This window comes from Terrisporobacter muris (assembly GCF_024621905.1).
Taxonomy (GTDB): Bacteria; Bacillota; Clostridia; order Peptostreptococcales; family Peptostreptococcaceae; genus Terrisporobacter; species Terrisporobacter muris.
Map to the genome: position 1 here is coordinate 1 of NZ_JANKBY010000037.1, position 19413 is coordinate 19413.

General features: G+C 30.0%; 15 protein-coding genes and 1 tRNA gene. 4 read left to right on the top strand and 12 right to left on the bottom strand.

The features are described from left to right. Positions 1–36: 36 nt before the first annotated feature. The 6 genes from NSA58_RS04960 to NSA58_RS04985 all read right to left on the bottom strand — a co-directional run bounded on the left by NSA58_RS04960 (position 37) and on the right by NSA58_RS04985 (position 8002). Complete coding sequence (locus NSA58_RS04960; protein ID WP_257560215.1) at positions 37–2769, bottom strand: CHC2 zinc finger domain-containing protein; 2733 nt, start codon at positions 2767–2769, stop codon at positions 37–39. A gap of 349 nt (positions 2770–3118) precedes the next feature. Continuing rightward, positions 3119–3844, bottom strand: a complete 726-nt coding sequence (gene prdB, locus NSA58_RS04965) for a D-proline reductase (dithiol) protein PrdB (RefSeq protein ID WP_079764888.1) — start codon at positions 3842–3844, stop codon at positions 3119–3121. A gap of 131 nt (positions 3845–3975) precedes the next feature. Continuing rightward, positions 3976–4254, bottom strand: a complete 279-nt coding sequence (locus NSA58_RS04970) for a CBO2463/CBO2479 domain-containing protein (RefSeq protein WP_039678634.1) — start codon at positions 4252–4254, stop codon at positions 3976–3978. 16 nt (positions 4255–4270) lie between these two features. Beyond that, positions 4271–6109, bottom strand: a complete 1839-nt coding sequence (prdA, locus tag NSA58_RS04975) for a D-proline reductase (dithiol) proprotein PrdA (protein WP_039678635.1) — start codon at positions 6107–6109, stop codon at positions 4271–4273. A gap of 147 nt (positions 6110–6256) precedes the next feature. Beyond that, the gene (gene prdC / locus NSA58_RS04980) at positions 6257–7717 is read right to left on the bottom strand and encodes a proline reductase-associated electron transfer protein PrdC (RefSeq protein WP_257560216.1); all 1461 of its coding nucleotides are present in this window, start codon (positions 7715–7717) and stop codon (positions 6257–6259) included. Between the two features lie 187 nt (positions 7718–7904). Then, positions 7905–8002 (bottom strand) — tRNA-Sec (locus tag NSA58_RS04985). A 400-nt stretch (positions 8003–8402) separates the two neighbouring features. On the opposite strand from NSA58_RS04985, the gene prdD reads away from it, so the two are divergent. Further along, the gene (gene prdD / locus NSA58_RS04990) at positions 8403–9167 is read left to right on the top strand and encodes a proline reductase cluster protein PrdD (RefSeq protein ID WP_039678637.1); all 765 of its coding nucleotides are present in this window, start codon (positions 8403–8405) and stop codon (positions 9165–9167) included. 12 nt (positions 9168–9179) lie between these two features. After that, positions 9180–9650 (top strand): glycine/sarcosine/betaine reductase component B subunit, encoded by a 471-nt coding sequence (locus tag NSA58_RS04995; protein ID WP_039678638.1) that lies wholly within the window; start codon positions 9180–9182, stop codon positions 9648–9650. Between the two features lie 186 nt (positions 9651–9836). Here NSA58_RS04995 and NSA58_RS05000 read toward each other — a convergent pair whose 3' ends face one another. The 6 genes from NSA58_RS05000 to selD all read right to left on the bottom strand — a co-directional run bounded on the left by NSA58_RS05000 (position 9837) and on the right by selD (position 16701). Next, entirely contained in the window at positions 9837–10073 is a 237-nt protein-coding gene (locus tag NSA58_RS05000) for a DUF3343 domain-containing protein (RefSeq protein ID WP_039678639.1), read from the bottom strand. An 11-nt stretch (positions 10074–10084) separates the two neighbouring features. After that, positions 10085–11227, bottom strand: coding sequence for an aminotransferase class V-fold PLP-dependent enzyme (locus tag NSA58_RS05005; protein WP_039678640.1), 1143 nt, complete (start codon positions 11225–11227; stop codon positions 10085–10087). Positions 11228–11241: 14 nt separating this feature from the next. After that, positions 11242–12135 (bottom strand): selenium metabolism-associated LysR family transcriptional regulator, encoded by an 894-nt coding sequence (locus NSA58_RS05010; RefSeq protein WP_039678641.1) that lies wholly within the window; start codon positions 12133–12135, stop codon positions 11242–11244. 1 nt (position 12136) lies between these two features. Beyond that, positions 12137–14044, bottom strand: coding sequence for a selenocysteine-specific translation elongation factor (gene selB / locus NSA58_RS05015; protein WP_039678642.1), 1908 nt, complete (start codon positions 14042–14044; stop codon positions 12137–12139). Between the two features lie 143 nt (positions 14045–14187). Continuing rightward, the gene (selA, locus tag NSA58_RS05020; RefSeq protein WP_257560217.1) at positions 14188–15585 is read right to left on the bottom strand and encodes an L-seryl-tRNA(Sec) selenium transferase; all 1398 of its coding nucleotides are present in this window, start codon (positions 15583–15585) and stop codon (positions 14188–14190) included. 63 nt (positions 15586–15648) lie between these two features. Further along, positions 15649–16701, bottom strand: a complete 1053-nt coding sequence (selD, locus tag NSA58_RS05025; protein ID WP_330376034.1) for a selenide, water dikinase SelD — start codon at positions 16699–16701, stop codon at positions 15649–15651. Positions 16702–18046: 1345 nt separating this feature from the next. Here selD and NSA58_RS05030 point away from each other — a divergent pair. Both NSA58_RS05030 and NSA58_RS05035 read left to right on the top strand, forming a co-directional pair. Further along, positions 18047–18853, top strand: coding sequence for a ParA family protein (locus NSA58_RS05030; protein ID WP_039678626.1), 807 nt, complete (start codon positions 18047–18049; stop codon positions 18851–18853). After that, the gene (locus NSA58_RS05035) at positions 18853–19257 is read left to right on the top strand and encodes a hypothetical protein (protein WP_257560218.1); all 405 of its coding nucleotides are present in this window, start codon (positions 18853–18855) and stop codon (positions 19255–19257) included. The genes NSA58_RS05030 and NSA58_RS05035 overlap by 1 nt, the downstream gene beginning before the upstream one ends. The last annotated feature ends 156 nt before the right edge of the window (positions 19258–19413 follow it).

Consider the following 19413-nt stretch of genomic DNA (forward strand, 5'->3'; position numbering starts at 1 on the left):
TATAACTTTTTTGATTTTATTTAATATTTCTTACAATTAACCTTCATTGTAATCTATTGGCAATATATTATCCATTTCAAGTTTTTTAACCTTATCTATTTTTAAGATAAACATCATTTTATGTTTTATAATATAATCTGGAAATCCATTTTTATCTTCTACTAAAGCTTTTATTTTTACTGCCCTATAATGTTTTTTAGGATCTAAGTCTGCAATATATTCTGATTTGCTTATCATTTTAATAAAAGTATTGTAATTTAAAAGTTTTTCACTATCATTTTTATATTGTTTATAGTAGTTATTTAGTTTATCATAAATAGACTTAAAATCAAAAGCTATATGAATATTATCAGGTAAAATCCTATAATGAACATTTTCTTCTAACCTTATTTTTCTATCTGGTATGTAAATTAAATTATTAATATCTTCAAGTAATTTTTCGTAGTCACTCTTAAATTCATTTTGGCTTTCTTCCAATACATTGCATTTCAAATTATTAATGATTATGTTAGATGCTTCTTCCAAGTTAATTATATTATTCATATTAACACCTAAAGATTCAAAGGTATTATATATAAGTTCTAGACCCATCATTGTATATATAGCTGTATTTATTTCAGTTGAATTACTTAAATATAGCTTTTCATCAAAATCATATTTAAATCTTGTTACTAAATACTCATTATCAAATGCTCCATCAATATAATAATTCAGAACTCTCAAGTATAAACTTTTTGAAAATCTTCTTAACAAATTTGAGCCATCTTCACTATTACATAAAAACTCTACAGATTCTTTACCTTCTCTAGTAAAATCACTTCTGGTATACCATACTATATTGGATCTACTTTTTATAGCTGTTTCTTGAATTTCTTCGTCTCCTGATATTATTAGAGATGCATTATAAGTAAATTTCTGCAATGTTGAATTTTCAGTAACTTTAGTATTTTCATATCCTTCTACAATAGCACGGATATGATTAGATAGGAAATTTATTTTACAATTGTCTACTTTTGAAATATTAACTTCATCTAAAAATACAGGTAAATAAGTTTCATCAAAGTATTTAAGCAGTTCAAAATCTGTTAATACCGATAAACTTATTCCTGGGTTTGTGTCATTAAATAATAGCCTTAAAATTTTAAGGACTTTACTTTTACCACTTTTACTTTCCCCCAAATCTTGAAGTATTGGCAAATTGTTCATAGAAGACTCTCTAGCAAAAGTATTTAATATATTTGCAGCACCAAGTCCCAGGGTATTATATATATTTTCCTTTGAATTAAAATTAAACAAGTATTTACTTAATATTTCTGCTTCATCTTTATTTAAAATATCAAGATTGGTAAAGTCAATATTATGAATTGTATTTATTGATTTTCTTGTAATATCAAATTCTCCATTGGATTTTAATGTACCTTTATTTGTAACAAGAACATACTCATCATTTATTTTTCTTATTCCTGATCTTGTAAATATCGATATATCTTCTTTAATGAAGTAATTTATAATCCATTGATGAAGTTTTGTTAAGTCTTGTATTTCTCCATAAAAAATATAGTCAATTCCTAAGTATCTTCTAAAAATTTTCAAATCAGAAAAACACAATCTAGCATCTGCTTCAATAATTGACTGTCTATGATTTGATTTAATGTTAAGCTTTATAATTTGATCTTTATTATCTTCATTTCTATATAATGTAACATCTATTATTTGAAAGTTTGTTAAATAACGTCTACTTTCTTTCACTTCTTCATTTTCTATTTTATCTATAACTTCATATATTCCATCTTCATCTTGTTGTAGAGTATTTTTATCTAATATATTTAAAGATTTTTTTACTATTTGTAAAAGTTCCTTGGATGTTTTACCAGATTCTAACCAATCTGTAACGTCTTTATTTTTACCATCACCTATATTTTCAAGCCCTGGCAAATCAATTATTTTTAGTCCTTTACAACATTTTTTTAATTTTTCTACTATAAAGTTTTTAAACTCTTGCCCTGATCTTCCGCTGTCTCCTATGAATATTACTTTGGCATTTTTTAAATCTTCATCATAAGAACTTTTCCATTTTTTTGTGCAAATGGTTGTAGCAGGAAGATTTATTTTGCTTAAAGTTTCCACATCTTTTTCACCTTCAACAAAAAATATCCAATCATCTTTTGATATGGCTTTTTTTATTTCTAGTAAATTATAAAGAACCTTTTTACATTGTTCGAAATACTTATGGTCTCCATATTTATAACCTATATCCATTTCTATCAAAGACTTTGTTATAAAATGCTTTTTACCAAATAAATTTTTATATTTTATTTTACAATATAATGGCTTTTTATCTTCATCAAAGTAAATATAAATTTCTTCTAAATTATAAGTTTCTTTGTTTTTTATTATTGTTGACTGATTTGTTTTTATAAAATTTTTAAAGTTTTCAACTTTATTGTCGTTGATAGTACTGTATTTCAATTCCCTACCTAAGATGTCATAAGCTTTTCTTAAGGCTGTTATATTATCTATGTTCTCCATCTTACAAATAAAGTTTATAATATCTCCTTGTTCTCCACATCCAAAACAATGATAAATGGCTCGATTTCCTTTGTCGCTGAGTCTTAAACTTGGCGTTTTATCGTTGTGAAATACACAGTTTGTATAATATCCACTATTATCTTTTTTTAAATTCATGTTGTAGTTTTGCATAATTGATATTAAGCAATTTAATGATCTTATTTCATCTACTGCATTTTTAAAAGTATCTTTGTTTTCCATTAAGACCACCACCTAACTGTGTATTACTTTGCATTTTTTGAGGAATTTGTTGTATCGTATTCGTATATTGCAATTAAACAACCTCCTTTTTAAGAGGGCTTACAATCTCTTGCTGTCAAAACTTTTATGCCCAAATGTTTATGTTATAATATTTTATAGTGTAAAATATTATAACATAAACATTTCCGAATCAATTCGCAATATTTAGTTTGTATATTAAGTAAAAACTTTTAAGTACTAATATAAATTATTCAAAATAAAACATTATAATTACGATGCTACATTATATTTTTCCATAAAAAAACTGATAGGAATAAATCCTATCAGCCTTTTAACATATATGCAAATATTAAACTTTAGCTACATACTCGTAAGGTAATGAAACTATCTTACCAGGAGTTTGTATTTCGTGTAATTGAACTAAAGTATCTTTAACTATGTTGTATTGCATTTCTCTGTTATTTGGTTCTCCAGCATTAGCACCCATTGGAACAAGTGGAGCAACTGCTCTTGGAGTTCCTGTTTGTCTAACTACTGGTGGAAGAGCTGCTATTATAATTGTTGGTATACCAGCTTCTTCAATCGCTCTCTGCACTAAAACTGCAGAGCGGTGGCAAGTTCCTCAGCCAGCTGTTAGAAGAACGCCGTCTACGCCTTCTTCTTTTAATATTCTAGCTATTTCTGGACCTGTTTCTTCTTTGAATTTTTGTTGGTTTCCACCACCACCCATGAATCCTATGTGTACTGGTGCAACTCCACCTATAAATCCTTCAGCTGCAAGTTCATGTAATCTATCTATTGGGAACATACAGTTTATATCTTTATTAACGTCTCCATTATCGTATCCTCCGTGAGATACCATAAGATCGCTTGATAACATATTATCTCTAACTTCTCTGAAAGAGAAATCACCAGCTAAATTGAAACGCTTGTCATCTTTATGATGAACACCAGCAGCAGTAGCAAGAGCTATTTTCATCTCGCTTAAAGGCTTAGTTACAGGAGCCCATACTGATGGTGGTGTTATTGGAACGAATATTTCTGATTGCATTCCTTTAACTACTGTTAAACTCATCTTTTTTCCCCCTTTTAATTACTCCATTTACAAATGATTATGCAAATGAATTTAAGTTAATTTACTACTTGAACCTAAATTTAATCTAAATCTCTTATGAGTAGATAAATCTTAAGGTTTTTAGTAAAAATCTATTTTTTAGACATTTCGTCGATTTTTTTATTTCTAGTCATAAGATTTGAAATATATTTTTCATTAATCTCATCACCTAGTTGCTCAACAAAGCTCATATTAAAGCCTACTTCTTGACCAACTTTTATCTCATAATCGGAAATAAACATTCTCATTGGAACTCTTAAGTATCCTAGACGTCCCTTTAGATCAATACTTACGCATCCATCGTGAACTTCTACAATAACACCTTCCATATAAAGAATTTTATCGCCGTATTTTAATTTATCATTTTTCATTATGTGTCAGTTCTTTCTAGCTATATTTTTCCTTACGCTTTTGACTCATTGGAAGAGATGTTTCATTTTCAACTAACTCAACTGGTTTTCCAGTAACATTAGATATTAATTCTAAGTTAGTGTCTTTTACATTTGGATTCCATTTCTTTTCTGGTTTAGCTATTTTTTCTCCACCCATTTCAGCCTTTAATGAATAAAGAGCTCTTATAGCATCTTCATGGCATAAAGTGTTACATCCTAATATTTCGTTTTCTATACCAGCTTCTGATTTATTGTTGTCTACCATGTTAGTCATGTACTTGTTACCAACAACTAGAGCACCTTGAACAGCACAGAATGACATACCAACTACTGGTATTCCTCTCATACCTATTTGCTCTATATGAGAAGCGAAGTCTATATGATTGTTTCCGAAACCTTCAGTAGTAACAAAAGCACCATCAACGTCTAAAGCTTCAACCATCATACCAACTCTTCTTGATACGTAGAATTTCTCAGCATTTATTTGAGGAGACCCAACAAATATAACACCACATAAATCTACTTCTTCATCATGTAAAGCTTCAAGTACTAGTGGCTCTCTCCAGTAATGTCTAGACATTTCTTTTGAAGCAGGTCCTATACAAGTTAATGCATGTATACAACCATCCAATACTTCAAGTGGAGATACCATAACTGGTACGTTTCCTAAGTCAACGTTTGGCTTAGCACCTAATACTCCAACTGGTTCCATTGGTAATATTAAGTTATCGTGCATTGCACCTTGACCCATTATTTCTTTTACTATAACAACTTTTTTCTTACCTGGTCTTCTTACTTGCTCAAAAGTTTCACTATCTACTATTAATTCATCATCAAGTTTCTTAAGAGCTTCTCTTATTTCTTGAGTTATGAAGTCAGTAGCAGCATGAGCAGCAAGAGGTCCTGGTCTTTCCATGTTAGTTCCTTCTTTGATTATAACTTCTGTTTTGATGAATATTTCACCTTTTTCAGGACAACCTGGTCTTCCCCACATGATATTTTCTTCTAAGATACCTTCAGATGAACCGAACTCTCCTATTTGAACACCATTTGCATCAGTACCAGTTACCATCATTACAACACCATCTATTACTCTAGTAGTTCCAAGACCTAATTCATCTTCACCATCTTTAGTAGCTATTGGTTGAACGTCCATTATAGTCTCAGAGTAAGTGTTATATCTATCTGGAGTTATTATATCTATTTTTAAGCTATTTACTAATTTTTGGCTAGCTACAGCTTCTTCTTCTATACCTTCTCTAATGTATAAAACAGTACCTTCTATTTTAGTTTCAGGTCCTCTTTTAACTTCAGTTATTTTGTAGTGGTTTCTAGTTAAGCTTCTAACTACTTTAGCTTCTTTTTCTACTTCTTTAACTGCAGGTGCAACAGAAGCATTTTCGCCAACTGGAACTACTTGAGCTCCACCTTGAGAAGCGAACCCACCAACTGGTATTTCTATATTAATGTCTTTTCCTTCACCTATGTGGATTTTTAATCTTCCACCTTGTACTTGAGTAGCAACTGGTGCTGGTTTTACTTCTTCTACTATAGCTTCTTCTTCTACAGCTTCTTCTTTTGTTTCAACTATAGCATCTATAACATCAGCAGTTATTGGAGTTAAAGAATCACAAGTTTTAGTTAATTTTGCACCTAATATTTGGCCTATAGTTAAGCAACCATCTAATTTTAAAAGACCAGAATCTACTAATTCATCGAATATAGCAGGATCTTCTAAGTTAGCAGGTCCTATAACTAATCCTTCTTCTGCTCTACAGCAAAGTACCGCAGGGTCATTTGCATGCTCTCTAGCAGTTTCAGCAGTTATTGACATAAGTTTTCCCCCTTATATAATAAATCTTTTTATAATTTTATAATTTGAACATGAAATACTAATTTATATCAAAGAAATTTCTTTCTTTGTTAACATTTAATTATTTAGATATTCATTACTTAAGTTCTACTTCCTAATTTAAGTAAATTAATCTATAACAAATTCTACGTAGATGTCTTTTCCTTCTTTAAGGTTTATAACAAGTCCACCTTCATCAGTAAATGATGTAAAACTAGTTTCTACTGTTTCTACCTTAGGTTCTTCTACTGATTGAGCTCTAACTAATACTTCTTCAACTTCTTCTCCAAGTTGTGGAACTGTTTTAGATGCAGTCATATATCTTATTACATCTTTGCCTACTGTTTGTAATACATGGTCTGTTTGGTGATGAACTTCTACATTCATCTTTGGAGCAGATCCCATAACTGTATTTGAACAGTCTGTACAGTTTCCTATAAGTATATGTTTAGCACCAGCTTTTTTAATGTTCATAACTTTAAGTGCTTGACCTGGACAGTTTCCTGGATTTTCACATTTTAAGTTTCCTTTAACATCTGCTGCTTGCTTACATTTTTGAACACAAACTACTTCAGCATTCATTTTTTTAGCTAAGTCTTGCATTCTTTCTTCATTACCACCACAAGCACATACTAAAAGTCCCATTTTTTCACCTTTTAAATCTTCAAAAGGCTGAGTTACTATTATTCCACCTGTAGTTTTAGTTATTGGAGCATCTAACTCACAAGCTTTACCAGTAAATGGTCCACCCATGATTACTTCTCCATACTCTCCATCTATTCCACCAGCTCTTTCTATTAATTCTTTAACAGAAGTACCAACTGGAACATCCATAAATACATGAGGATCAGTACCACCGTTTAGCTTTCCAACAACTGTAACGTTTTTAGAAAAACATGGTTTTTTAAGCTCTATTGCTTCAGCAACTCTTTGAAGAGTTTCCACGTTTATAACTACAGCATCTGCTACTGATGGTAAATCAGTTGGTTGAAGTAATATTCCTAAGACTTCTCTTACAACTGCTCTTTCCTCACCCATTGGGTAAATATCTGGAAGTAAATGTATATCTAAAGAATTATCACCCTTAGTACCTTCAACTAAAGCATCAACTGCCTTTTGGTTTTTAGCCTTAATTGCGAATATTCCTTTTTCTGCTTGACAAATTTCCATAACATATTTAAGACCTCTTATAGTTAACTCTGTGTTATCTACCATTTGGTCTACATTATGATGAAGTAATGGTTCACATTCAGCAGCATTAACAAGTATGTATTTTACCTTTGTTCCAAGTTTTATAGCTGTTGGGAATCCTGCACCACCCATACCTACTACACCAGCATCTTTTATAAGTTGAAGTTTATCTTCTCCTTCTAACTCAACGAACTCTTCTGGTTGATCTTCATCTTTTTCTATTATTATGGCATCTTCAGTTATTTCTTTAACTTCTCCATATACACTAGAGAATATGTTAGCACCAAGTCCTGTAGGCTTAGCTATTAGAGAACCCTTTTTTACCCTATCTCCAACTTTAACTATTGCCTCACAAGGAGCTCCAACATGTTGTCTAAGTAATATTTTTTGTAATCCCATTAAGTTCACCCCCTAAAAATATAAAGCATATATGTTAAAATAAATTGCTTTTATCTTAATAAATAAATAAATTAACAAAATTTCTTTATTTATTTTTTTTAACCGTATAATTAAGATTATATATGTTAAAAAATTCACACGGAAAACCTTTTCATATTTTTCAAAAAAATATTCCATAATAGTTTACTGGCGGGAGAATGTGGGAATCGAACCCACCTAGGATGCTACTAACACCCCACACTGGTTTTGAAGACCAGGAGGCACACCAGTTACCTATCTACTCCCATTTTTACTTCCAAAATCATTATAACATCATTTATTGATAATTTTTATAAAAATTTTTCAAATATAGACAAAATTTATAAGATTTATTGAATCTATAAATATTATAACAATAAAAATTCACAAATTCAATAACTCAATACTAGACTAAAGTCTGTTTTTATAATATAAATTTTTTTTTGCATTGAAAAATCTAGCAATTGGATACAATTGGAAAATTTTGTTTGTTATTATTTTGTCAGTTTTATCATATTTTTTATATATAAATAAATAATATGACGAAATATGATAAATAAAATAGTTGATACCCTCAAACTTTAGCAACTATAATTATATTGAAATTAACAAATTTATAAATGTGCTTTATTAATAGAATTTTTCAATATAAAAAGGAGGAGAAATCATGAGTGAAGAAATCAACTTACGTCGCCTTGTGATTAAGTCATACCATGTAAAGGAAGTAGAATTTGGAACAGAAAATAACGTTTTTCTAGATGGAAAACTTACTGTCTGCAAGGATTTATTAAAAGATCTAATAGAATCAGAGCCTTTAATAAAAGATATAGACATTCAAATAATAAAACCAGGAGATCATGATAGATTTACAAACACTATGATGGATATTATTCCAATTTCTACAAAGGTTCTTGGTAAAATTGGAGAAGGAATAACTCATACTTTAACAGGTGTGTATGTTATGCTTACAGGTGTTGATGAAAAAGGAATACAAACTGCTGAGTTTGGTTCTTCTGAGGGTAATTTAAAGGAACAACTTTTCTTAAATAGACCAGGTACTCCTGGAGACAATGACTACATAATTTCATTTGATGTAACTCTTGCAGAAGGTCAAGGACAAGTTAGACCAGGACCTACTGCTGCACATAGAGCTTGTGATAAGTTCTGCAGCGAATTTAGAACAAAATTAAAAAAATTAAACGGTCACAAATTTACTGAACGTCATGAATTTTATGACAAAGTAAGGCCTGGTAAGAAAAAAGTAGTTATTATAAAACAAGTGGCAGGCCAAGGTGCTATGTATGATACTCAGCTATTCTCTCATGAGCCAAGTGCTATGGAAGGTGGAAGAAGTATTATAGATATGGGTAATGTACCTATGATTGTAACACCAAATGAATATAGAGACGGCGCTCTTCGCTGTATGTGCTAAGGAGGTAATATTATGGGAATAGGACCATCTACTAAAGAAACTACTTTGCATCACTTTAGAGATCCTCTACTTGATGTAGTAAGTAACGATGAAGATATAGATTTACTAGGAATTATAGTTGTGGGAACTCCACAAGATAACGAAGATAAATTATTTGTTGGAACAAAGGCTGCTTCTTGGGCTGAGGCCATGAGAGCAGATGGAGCAATACTTTCATGTGACGGTTGGGGAAACTCTCACGTTGACTTTGCAAACACTGTGGAACAAGTTGCAACTAGAGGAATCCCTGTTGTCGGGCTTACTTTTGTTGGAACTGTGGCTCAGTTTGTTGTTGTAAATGAATATATGGATACTATAGTTGATATGAATAAAAATCCTGAAGGAATTGAAAGTGAAATTGTTGGTGAAAATGAAGTAACTGAGTTAGAGGCTAGAAAGGCTCTTGCATTTTTGAAATTGAAAATGAGAAAATACGGAAAATAGAAAAAACAAACTCCTACTATAAGATTCTTCTTTTTTTCTTAAAACTAAAAAAGAAAGAATTAGAGGTAAATACATTTCAACTGGTTTATTATTCATAAGAGGAGTGCCCGGCACACTACATATTTATAAAGAACCAAAAAATGAGGGTATGTTATAATACCCTCATTTTTGTTATACCCTCGTACTTTACATCATTATCTCATGTATATTATTTATATCTAAATTTTTATCATTTATAAGGTCTTCTATTTTCTCTTTGTCATCTTTATTACAAAGCCATGAAAGACCGCATCCAGCTGATATTTGTCTTGGTACTGGTATTAATCTTCCTGGTACGTTTTCACTTTTGCAGGCTTTTTCCATCGCCATTGCTCCTGTTGTTGTGTTAAAAGTTACTATTAGTCTTAATTGTTTTTCTCTCATTTTATCACCTTTTATTCATTATAAGTTGCTGCTATTTCTTTAACTGCATTTATAGCAGTGTCTATTTCTTCTTCTGTATTGTAGTGGGAAAAAGAAAATCTTACGGCACCTTGATCTACTGTGTTCATGGCTTTATGCATAAGTGGGGCGCAGTGAGCTCCCGGTCTTGTGGAGATGTTATAGTATAAACTTAGTTCATCAGAAAATGCTGCAGAATCAATGTCTCCAATGTTAAAAGTCACAATAGCCGCTCTTTTATTTTCAAAGTTTCCATAGATTTTAATATCTTTAATATCTTTTATTCCATTATAAAATCTAAACATTAACTCTTCTTCACGATTCCTGATATTTTCTATTCCTTCTTCTTTTAAGTAATCCAGTGCAGCATTTAATCCTGCTATGGCATGTCCATTTAATGTTCCTGCTTCCAACATGGTTGGCATGACATCTGGGTGAGTTTTTGAAAAAGTATTAACTCCACTTCCTCCAACCTTTAAAGGCCTAATATTTACATTTTCTCTCACACAAAGTCCTCCAGTTCCTTGAGGTCCAAGCAACCCTTTATGACCTGTAAAACAAAGAATATCTATGTTCATATCTTGCATATCTATAGGAAAAACACCTGCACTTTGTGATGCATCTACTATAAATACTAGGTTATACTTTTTAGCTATTTCTCCTATTTTTTTCACGTCCAATAGGTTTCCTACCAAATTAGACGCATGAGTGCAAACTATAGCTTTCGTATTATCTTTTATTAAACTTTCAAAATCATCATAATTTATATTTCCATTTTCGTCGCATTCTACAACAGAAAGTTCCATTCCTTTTGACTCTAATTCATATAAAGGACGAAGTACTGAGTTATGCTCTAGAGACGTAGTTATTGCATGGTCAGATCTAGTTAATACTCCTTTTATAGCAGTGTTTAAACTTTCAGTTGAGTTACATGTAAAAGCAACTCTTGATGGATTTTGCAAATTAAATAAATCTGAAATTTTTTCTCTTGTATCGTAAATTACTCTAGATGCATCTAAAGCTGCTTCATTTGCTCCACGTCCTGCATTTCCCATATGTGTCATGGCATTAACTACTGCATCTATAACACACTGTGGTTTTTTCATAGTTGTAGCTGCATTATCTAAATATATCATTTTATCACCTTTTTCTAGTTAAAAAATTCTCTTATAAATTTAATAAATTTAAGTGCGCATTTTGACATATACATTTCTTTATTTCTAACTATATATAAGTTTCTGTACATGTCCATTTCTTCGAATTCAAATAGCAATACTTTGTTGTCTTTTGCGAAATCCTCTACAGCCAAGTTTGATACTATGGAAATGCCCATATTATTTTGTACTGATTTTTTTATGGCTTCTATGGAGTTTAGTGTTGCTATTACATTTAAGTTATTTATATCAAAATTATGAGCTTTTAAAAATTCTCTTATTTCTTTTCTCGTTCCTGAGCCCTCTTCTCTCATTATTATTGGCTCTTTTAATAAATCTTTTACATGGAATCCATCTTTTTTCATTTTTATATATTTGTCATTTACAGGTGTTATAATAACTAACTTATCTTTATAAAACGGTTCAAATATTAAAGATGAGTTTTCTATTTCTGTTCCAACAAGACCTACTTCCACTTCTTTGTTTATTATTTGATTTATAACTTCGCTAGAATCCCCTTGAAGTATTTTTAGCTCAGTTTTATTTTTTCTTATATATCTTGGTAAAACTTCTGGAAGTATATACTGTTCTGGAATAGTTGATGCTCCCAAAGTTAATAAATTACTATCTTCGCTTTTCACATTAAATTCTTGTAATATTGTATTTTGTAAGTTTAATATTTGTTTTGCATAAGTATATAGCCTTTTTCCATCTTCTGTTGGATGTACATCCTTTGTTGTTCTTACAAGAAGTTGAGTATTTAACTCTTTTTCTAGTAAAGAAATATGAGAAGATATTGTAGGCTGTGTTAAAAATAATTTTTTTGCAGCCTGAGAAAAACTTCTACTCTCTATAATTAACGCAAATGATTCTAATTGTTTTAAATTCATATTAATATGCCACCCTTTCACTTTCTGCACCGTTTTTTCTTGTTATCTTCATGTTGTCAAAGTATTCAAGCATTGGTTTGGCACTTTTTCTTGATGTGTTTAGAGCATCTCTAAGTTCAGAAATCGTAATTAGATTATTTTTTTCTAATTTTTCACGAACTACTATTTCTGCTTTATCCATAAGAGATTTTAGTGTAAACATTTCATCATTTATTTTCACTATTTTTTCCTCATCTATTAAAACATTTAACACATCTCTTACTATATTTTCATCTATATTAAAGTTTATTTCACTAAGTCTTACAAAATCAAATTCTGCTTTTTTATAAGTATTTACTAAAGTTTTCTCAACATTTTGGAACGTTTTATCTTTATTTATTTCAAAGTCATTTAAACTTAAGTATTCTTTGTATTTTTTTATTTCATTTTCTAAGATAAATTTATAGATAATTTGATCAAAAACATTTTGTTTTATCTTAGAATACAGCTTTGTTTTAATAAGAGATTTTCCAACACCAAATTTATATGGATTTTCATTATGGAAATTCTTTATAAACTCTATAGTTTCTCTTTTTAATCTCATTTCTTCGCTGCTATGATACACATAAACATCTTTTTTCATTTCATAAGTTAAAACTAAATTTTCTTCTTTTAATTCACTTATACATTCATTTAGTTCTTCTATAGAAAATCCTGTTAGCTTTCCTATTTCTTTTATAGTTATCATTTCTGGATGTTTTTTAACTAATAACTCAACTATATCACTGTGGGATCCTTCTTCTTTTCGTTTTATTTCTTCCAGTTGTGCCTTATTAAAAGGTGTTTTCTTTGTAGGATTGGCATCTAATATAACTCCTCCTCCTACAGTTTCAAGTGGTGAATAGAAACGAACTATAAATTTATCTCCCCTTCTTACGGCTATTTTTTCTTCTAATCTAAGTTGGGCATAGCAAGAATCTCCTGGCGCTGCTTCTTCTGTATCTAAAAGTACAGCTCTACATAAAACCTCTGAAGTTCCTGTAAATAAATGAAGTCTACATCTATTTGATAAAATTCTCTCACTGGAATTTAGAACATTTAATTTTACATCTAGCATCATAGTATCTTCCAAAGAATTTGGTGGTGCTAACACATATCCTCTTTTTATTTCGTCTTTTTTAAGATTTGAAATATTTATGGCACTTCTTTGGCCTGCAAAACATTCCTTCACATCTTTTCCATGAACTTGAATGCTTCTTATTTTTACTTTTTTTCCAGTAGGATAAATTTCCAACTCATCGTCCTTTTTTATACTTCCTGAGATTAAAGTTCCAGTTACTATAGTTCCAAAGCCTGATATACTAAAACTTCTGTCTATTGGAAGACGAGATATGGTATTTATATCTTTTTCATTTAATTCATCTTTTGTCATGTGAACTATTTCTTTTATTAAATCAGCTATGCCTTCCCCTGTCATAGCTGATACTTCTATTATATTTGCTTTTTCAAATACTGAACCGATTAATTCTTCTTTGATTTCTTCTTTTACTAACTCTTTCCACTCATCGTCTACTAAGTCACATTTATTTAAAACAACTATACTTTTATCTACACCTAGTTGGCTCATAATATCTACGTGCTCACGAGTTTGTGGCATCATGCCCTCATCTGCTGCAACAACAAGCATAACAAGATCCATTCCTATAACTCCTGCCAACATGTTATTTACAAACTTTTCATGACCTGGAACATCTATTATTCCAGCTCTGTCTCCTGATGGTAAATCAAAATAAGTAAATCCAAGATCTATGGTAATTCCTCTTCTTTTTTCTTCTTCCCATCTATCTGTTTCTTTACCTGTCAAGGCTCTAATTAAAGCAGTTTTTCCGTGGTCTATATGCCCTGCTGTTCCGATTATAATATTCTTCATTTTTGCTCCCCTTTTGCTATTTTTACTCAAAAACAGTTATAAAACATTTACTCATTCATTTTTCACTTCTAAAATTTTTTTGTAAAATACTGTATTTCACTAGATTTTATAACCAATTGTTAAACAAATTGTTTTACCATTGGTTATTTTAAAACATTAATAATTTTTTGTACTAATACATCTATTTCATCTTCTAAAACTGTTCTCATGTCTAATATCAACTTATCTTCACTTATTCTTCCTACAACTGGATTTTCTCCAAGTCTTAGTTTTTCTTCTAAGGCTGCAGTTGACATATTTTTAGGCATTATAGTTACGCATTTACTTTTTATTCTTTCTGCTGGTAAAGATCCTCCACCAATTTGAGATAAGGTATCTTCAATTTCTACCTGTGCCACATCTTTTAAATCATTTAATTTTTCATATAATTTATTTGCACTTTCTTCTATTTCCTTTATGTCTTTAGTTATAAGTGAAAGCACCGGTATATTTTTTATGGCATCTTCTTCACTTAAGTACTCATGTAATATCATTTCAAGTATTGTTGCAGTGAACTTATCTATTCTAAAAGCCCTTGTAAGAGGGTTTTTCTTCATCTTGTCGATGTATTTCTTCTTTCCAACAATAATTCCTGCCTGAGGGCCTCCTAGGAGCTTGTCACCTGAGAAAGAAACTATGTCTACACCGGCTTTTATTGAATCTTGCACAGTCGGTTCATATTCTAAACCGTACTTACTAAGATCAACTAAAACTCCACTACCTATATCTTCTATGACTGGAATCTCCTTTTCTTTTCCTAGTTTACAAAGTTCATCAATTGATACACTTTCAGTAAATCCTAATATTTTAAAGTTGCTTGTATGGACTTTTAAGAAGGCTCCTGTATTTTCAGAAATTGCATCTTCATAGTCTTCTAAATGTGTTTTATTTGTTGTTCCTATTTCCACTAAGTGAGCCTTAGAACTTTTCATTACATCTGGAATTCTAAATTTCCCTCCAACTTCAACAAGTTCACCTCTAGACACTATAACTTCCTTATTTTCTGCCATAGATGATAAAACAAGCATTACAGCCGCTGCATTATTATTTACCGCCATGGCACACTCTGCACCAGTTATTTTGCAGATTAACTTTTCAAAATGAGAGTAACGCTCTCCTCTTTTTCCTTCTTCCAAATTGTACTCCAAATTAGAGTAACTTGTCACAACTTCACTAAGATAATCAGCATGTTTTTTAGAAATTATAGCTCTTCCTAAGTTTGTATGAAGTATTGTTCCTGTTCCATTTATAACCTTTCTCAAATTATATGAGTAAACTTTTTCAACGTTTATTCCTATATTTTCTACCAGATTATTTATTTTTTCCTCGATCAAAGATATATCATCATTTTCTTTTATAAAATTTCTAAGCTTATCTATTTCTTCCCTAATTGCATCTACAACCACATCCCTGTGATGATTATTTATTAAATTTATAATTTCAGGTTTTTCTAATAAAACATCAACTTTAGGTATATTTCTAAATAATATATTTTTATTCATATCTCACTCAAGACCTTTCCCCTTTTACTCAAAACCCTATTTAGTAATTTAAATTTTAACTACTTAAAGACCTTTGATTAAATTAATACTCTTTTCTTGTTTTTCTATTACTCTTCCTATAATGGCAACTTTCGTATCCATATTTTTATCTTCAAAATCTTTCATAATATTTTCAACTTCATTTTCTGGTAATGTAATTAAAAGACCTCCAGAAGTTTGTGGATCGTATAATACATCTATGAAATATTCTTCTATATTTTCGCTATTTACGTCATTTGATATATAATCTTTGTTGTTATAAGTTCCAGCAGGTACTAGACCCATTTTAGCAAAATCTAGAGCTCCATCAATGTATGGTACTTTTTGTACATCTATTTCAAAAGTAACTTTAGAACTAGATGCCATTTCCATAGCATGTCCAGCAAGACCGAATCCTGTTATATCTGTACATGCGCTTATATTGTGATTTTCTATAACTTCTTTAGCCTTCTTATTAAGTGATGTCATAACTGTTACAACCTCATCTATATGAGACTGTTCAGCCATTTCAGCCTTTATTGCTGTATTTATAAGGCCACTTCCTATTTGTTTTGTAAGGATTATTATATCTCCTGGATTTGAACCATAATTTTTAAATATTTTATTTGGATTTACAAAACCAGTTACGCTAAGGCCATATTTAGGTTCATCATCTTGAATAGAGTGTCCTCCAGCAAGTATTGCACCAGATTCCATAACCTTAGAGGCTCCGCCTTCTAAAATTCTTCCTAATATTTTCGGATCTAAGCAATTTGGAAATCCAACTATATTTAAAGCTGTTTTTGGTTCTCCTCCCATTGCGTAAACGTCACTTAAAGAGTTCGCCGCTGCTATTTGTCCAAATAAATATGGATCATCGACAATTGGAGTGAAAAAATCCAGTGTCTGAATTAATGCAAGATCATCACTTACTTTATAAATTGCTGCATCATCACTAGTTTCCACACCTACTAATAAGTTTTCATCATGAAACTTTGGTAAATTGCCCAAAACTTGAGCAAGGGTCCCAGGACCTATTTTAGCCGCTCAGCCAGCAGTTTTTGTCATATGTGTTAATTTTATATCTTCATTCATCATATTTTTTCCCTTTTCTATAATTATTAAATTTATATATAAATTTATCACTTCTACTAAATTACTTATAGAAATATTTTATAACAAAACTTAATCTTTGCACACCTTATTTATAGTTTTCATAATCTTATAAAGGTAATACTTATTTATTATATATAATATCTTTATTAGTCTTGTATAACTGTATTACCAAATATTAGCCTTAGGGGATGTCTATCCCGAGGACATAGATAGACCCTATAGCAAAAAATCAGAGTTTCTGACTTCATACTATAGGGTCTAGTCATATGTTAGCCCCTTTTTCAGTTCTAGAGCCCTCAGCATATCCCTTGTTAGACTACCTTTCGGATGTAATTTTATTATTATTGTATCCATACCCAACAACTGAAAGCACTGTACCTCTCAGTAATTACACGACCTAATTCACATCACTGCAAATTATATGGTTGCCAATCCTGACCTTTTTATTGGATGTCAACTCCTATCACTTAGGATCTTTGGCACAACAAGGGAAACAGCCTCCTCTAAGTTGTTGATTTTTTGCAACGGCTCAACTAACCTATCTACTTTTTTGAGAGGTTTCAGGCATTCCCTCCTTTTCCATTATTTACATTTATTTTTAGCATTAAAAAAAGCCTGTCTCTCAATTGTTGAAAAACAGGCTATAAGTTCATTAGTTATTTGTAAATGTATATAAATTTTTTATATTATGTACACTTTTTTAAAACTTTCATCTTTACAGATTGATTAAAATTTTATATAATCTTATTAGATTATATATCTGTAAACAATAAGTTTTAAATTTACTAACTCTTTAACACTGCTACCAACAGTTTTAAGGTTTAATATATATAAGATGCTACCAACGTTTTATATATACTGTAGATTTAAGACTTTTTTTATTTAATTTTTCTAAATTCATTCTACTACGTTTTTTTTCATAATACAAGAAAAAAATCATTTTCATTTCAAAATAATATATTTTTTCACAAATTCCCTCAAAATTACAGCATTTATTTAATATATAAATATTTTTATACACATTAGTATTTAACTTTATTCCGATTATCTTCGCTTTTTGTTGAAAAAGTTTTCGTTACATAATATAATTTTATATGAAGAATAAGTCTCGTGTATTTTTTAATAATTTTAAAAGTCACTTTAACCAATGGTTATACAAATTGTTAAACCAATGGTTATGCAAATGGTTAAACCAATGGTTTTACCATTTGTTAAAGTATAAAAAACAACTACAATAATTATTTATCATATAACTTAACCAATTGTTATACCAATTAAAAAACAAATTGTTGTACCAATGGTTATTTTCACAAAAGGAGATGGGAAAGTGAAGATAGTAAGTTTTTTCAATGTAAAAGGTGGAGTAGGAAAGACTACTCTAACAATTCTAAGTGCCATAGCTCTTAGCAAAGAAGGATCTAGCGTTTTAATTATAGATGCAGATACACAGGCAAACTTAACTCAGTTTTTATACAAAGTTTCACATAGTGACAAAACTATGTTTGACGGCTTAGCTGATAATTTAAGTGCCGAAGAATTAATAATAAAATCACCTTGCGAAAGATATAAAAACATAGATATAATCCCTTCAGATTTATCTTTATCTGTACTTAGTGAATATTTAACTACAAAAACTAATCGTGAAAAGTCTGTGTGGAGATGGTTCAAATACAATGTGGACTCTCTAAGTAACTATGACTACATATTCGTGGATTTATCACCATCTTACGATTTAATTGCCAGAAACTTCATGCTTTGTTCTGATTCCATAATAACTCCTATTGCTTATCAAGATATAGCAAGCATTAGAGGTTGCGAGTTATTTTACTTAAAATACAACCAAGATTTAGAAGATATGGAGATGGAAAACATGGCAAAAAGAGCCGTGGTTATAAACTCTTACACTTCTAGGAAACTATCTACCGGCGATATATTCTGGGAAAAATTAAATGAATTTGAACACATAAAAAAAGATTTAATTAATGCAAAAATATCTGATACAACAGTAATAAAGAATGCAATTCTTTCTAAATTAGACATCGATGATTATTGCAGAAAAATAAAAAAATCTCATAAAGTTAGAGAGGAATTTAAAGAAGTTATAAGTGAATTAAAAGAAAGGGATGTGTTATAGTGGGACTAGATAAATTTTTAAAAGATGATAAAAAAGAAGAATTAGTTTTAATAAAAAAAGACTATAAATCTAAGGTAAATAACATAGTAAAAAATACTTTTGAAAAAGAAAACTTAAATTTATTACAAATAGAAAATGAAACTACAACTAGTAAGAAAGTTCCTATGAGTGTTTATTTTGAAAAAGAAGATTTAGACTTACTAAAGGCTATTGCTTTTGAAAAAAATACAACTGTGAACAAAGTTCTTATGAGTATCATAAAAGATCCTCTAAAAACTACAAAGGAAAATTTACCAGCTAGTTTTAATATAAACGAAAAAGCAAAGGAATACGAAGTTAATAGTAAAAAAAGAAAAGTAGAAAAAAAAGTTGAAACAAGAGGTAGAAAAAAGAAAATAAAGTAGAGCTTTTAGCTCTACTTTTTCTTTTATTTTTAAATATAAATTTTATTAAGTGTTCTTAATGTATATTAAATTTTACTTTATACGAAGTTCTAATTTTTTTCTTAATTTAATAATACGAAATCTATTATATCTTTGTATTATATAAAAGGAATCTGC

Coding starts and splice junctions, on each gene's coding strand:
- NSA58_RS04960 (WP_257560215.1), bottom strand. CDS start 2,769: ATGGAAAACAAAGATACTTTTAAAAATGCAGTAGATGAAATAAGATCA.
- NSA58_RS04970 (WP_039678634.1), bottom strand. CDS start 4,254: ATGAAAAATGATAAATTAAAATACGGCGATAAAATTCTTTATATGGAA.
- prdA (WP_039678635.1), bottom strand. CDS start 6,109: ATGTCAATAACTGCTGAAACTGCTAGAGAGCATGCAAATGACCCTGCG.
- prdC (WP_257560216.1), bottom strand. CDS start 7,717: ATGGGATTACAAAAAATATTACTTAGACAACATGTTGGAGCTCCTTGT.
- prdD (WP_039678637.1), top strand. CDS start 8,403: ATGAGTGAAGAAATCAACTTACGTCGCCTTGTGATTAAGTCATACCAT.
- NSA58_RS04995 (WP_039678638.1), top strand. CDS start 9,180: ATGGGAATAGGACCATCTACTAAAGAAACTACTTTGCATCACTTTAGA.
- NSA58_RS05000 (WP_039678639.1), bottom strand. CDS start 10,073: ATGAGAGAAAAACAATTAAGACTAATAGTAACTTTTAACACAACAACA.
- NSA58_RS05005 (WP_039678640.1), bottom strand. CDS start 11,227: ATGATATATTTAGATAATGCAGCTACAACTATGAAAAAACCACAGTGT.
- NSA58_RS05010 (WP_039678641.1), bottom strand. CDS start 12,135: ATGAATTTAAAACAATTAGAATCATTTGCGTTAATTATAGAGAGTAGA.
- selB (WP_039678642.1), bottom strand. CDS start 14,044: ATGAAGAATATTATAATCGGAACAGCAGGGCATATAGACCACGGAAAA.
- selA (WP_257560217.1), bottom strand. CDS start 15,585: ATGAATAAAAATATATTATTTAGAAATATACCTAAAGTTGATGTTTTA.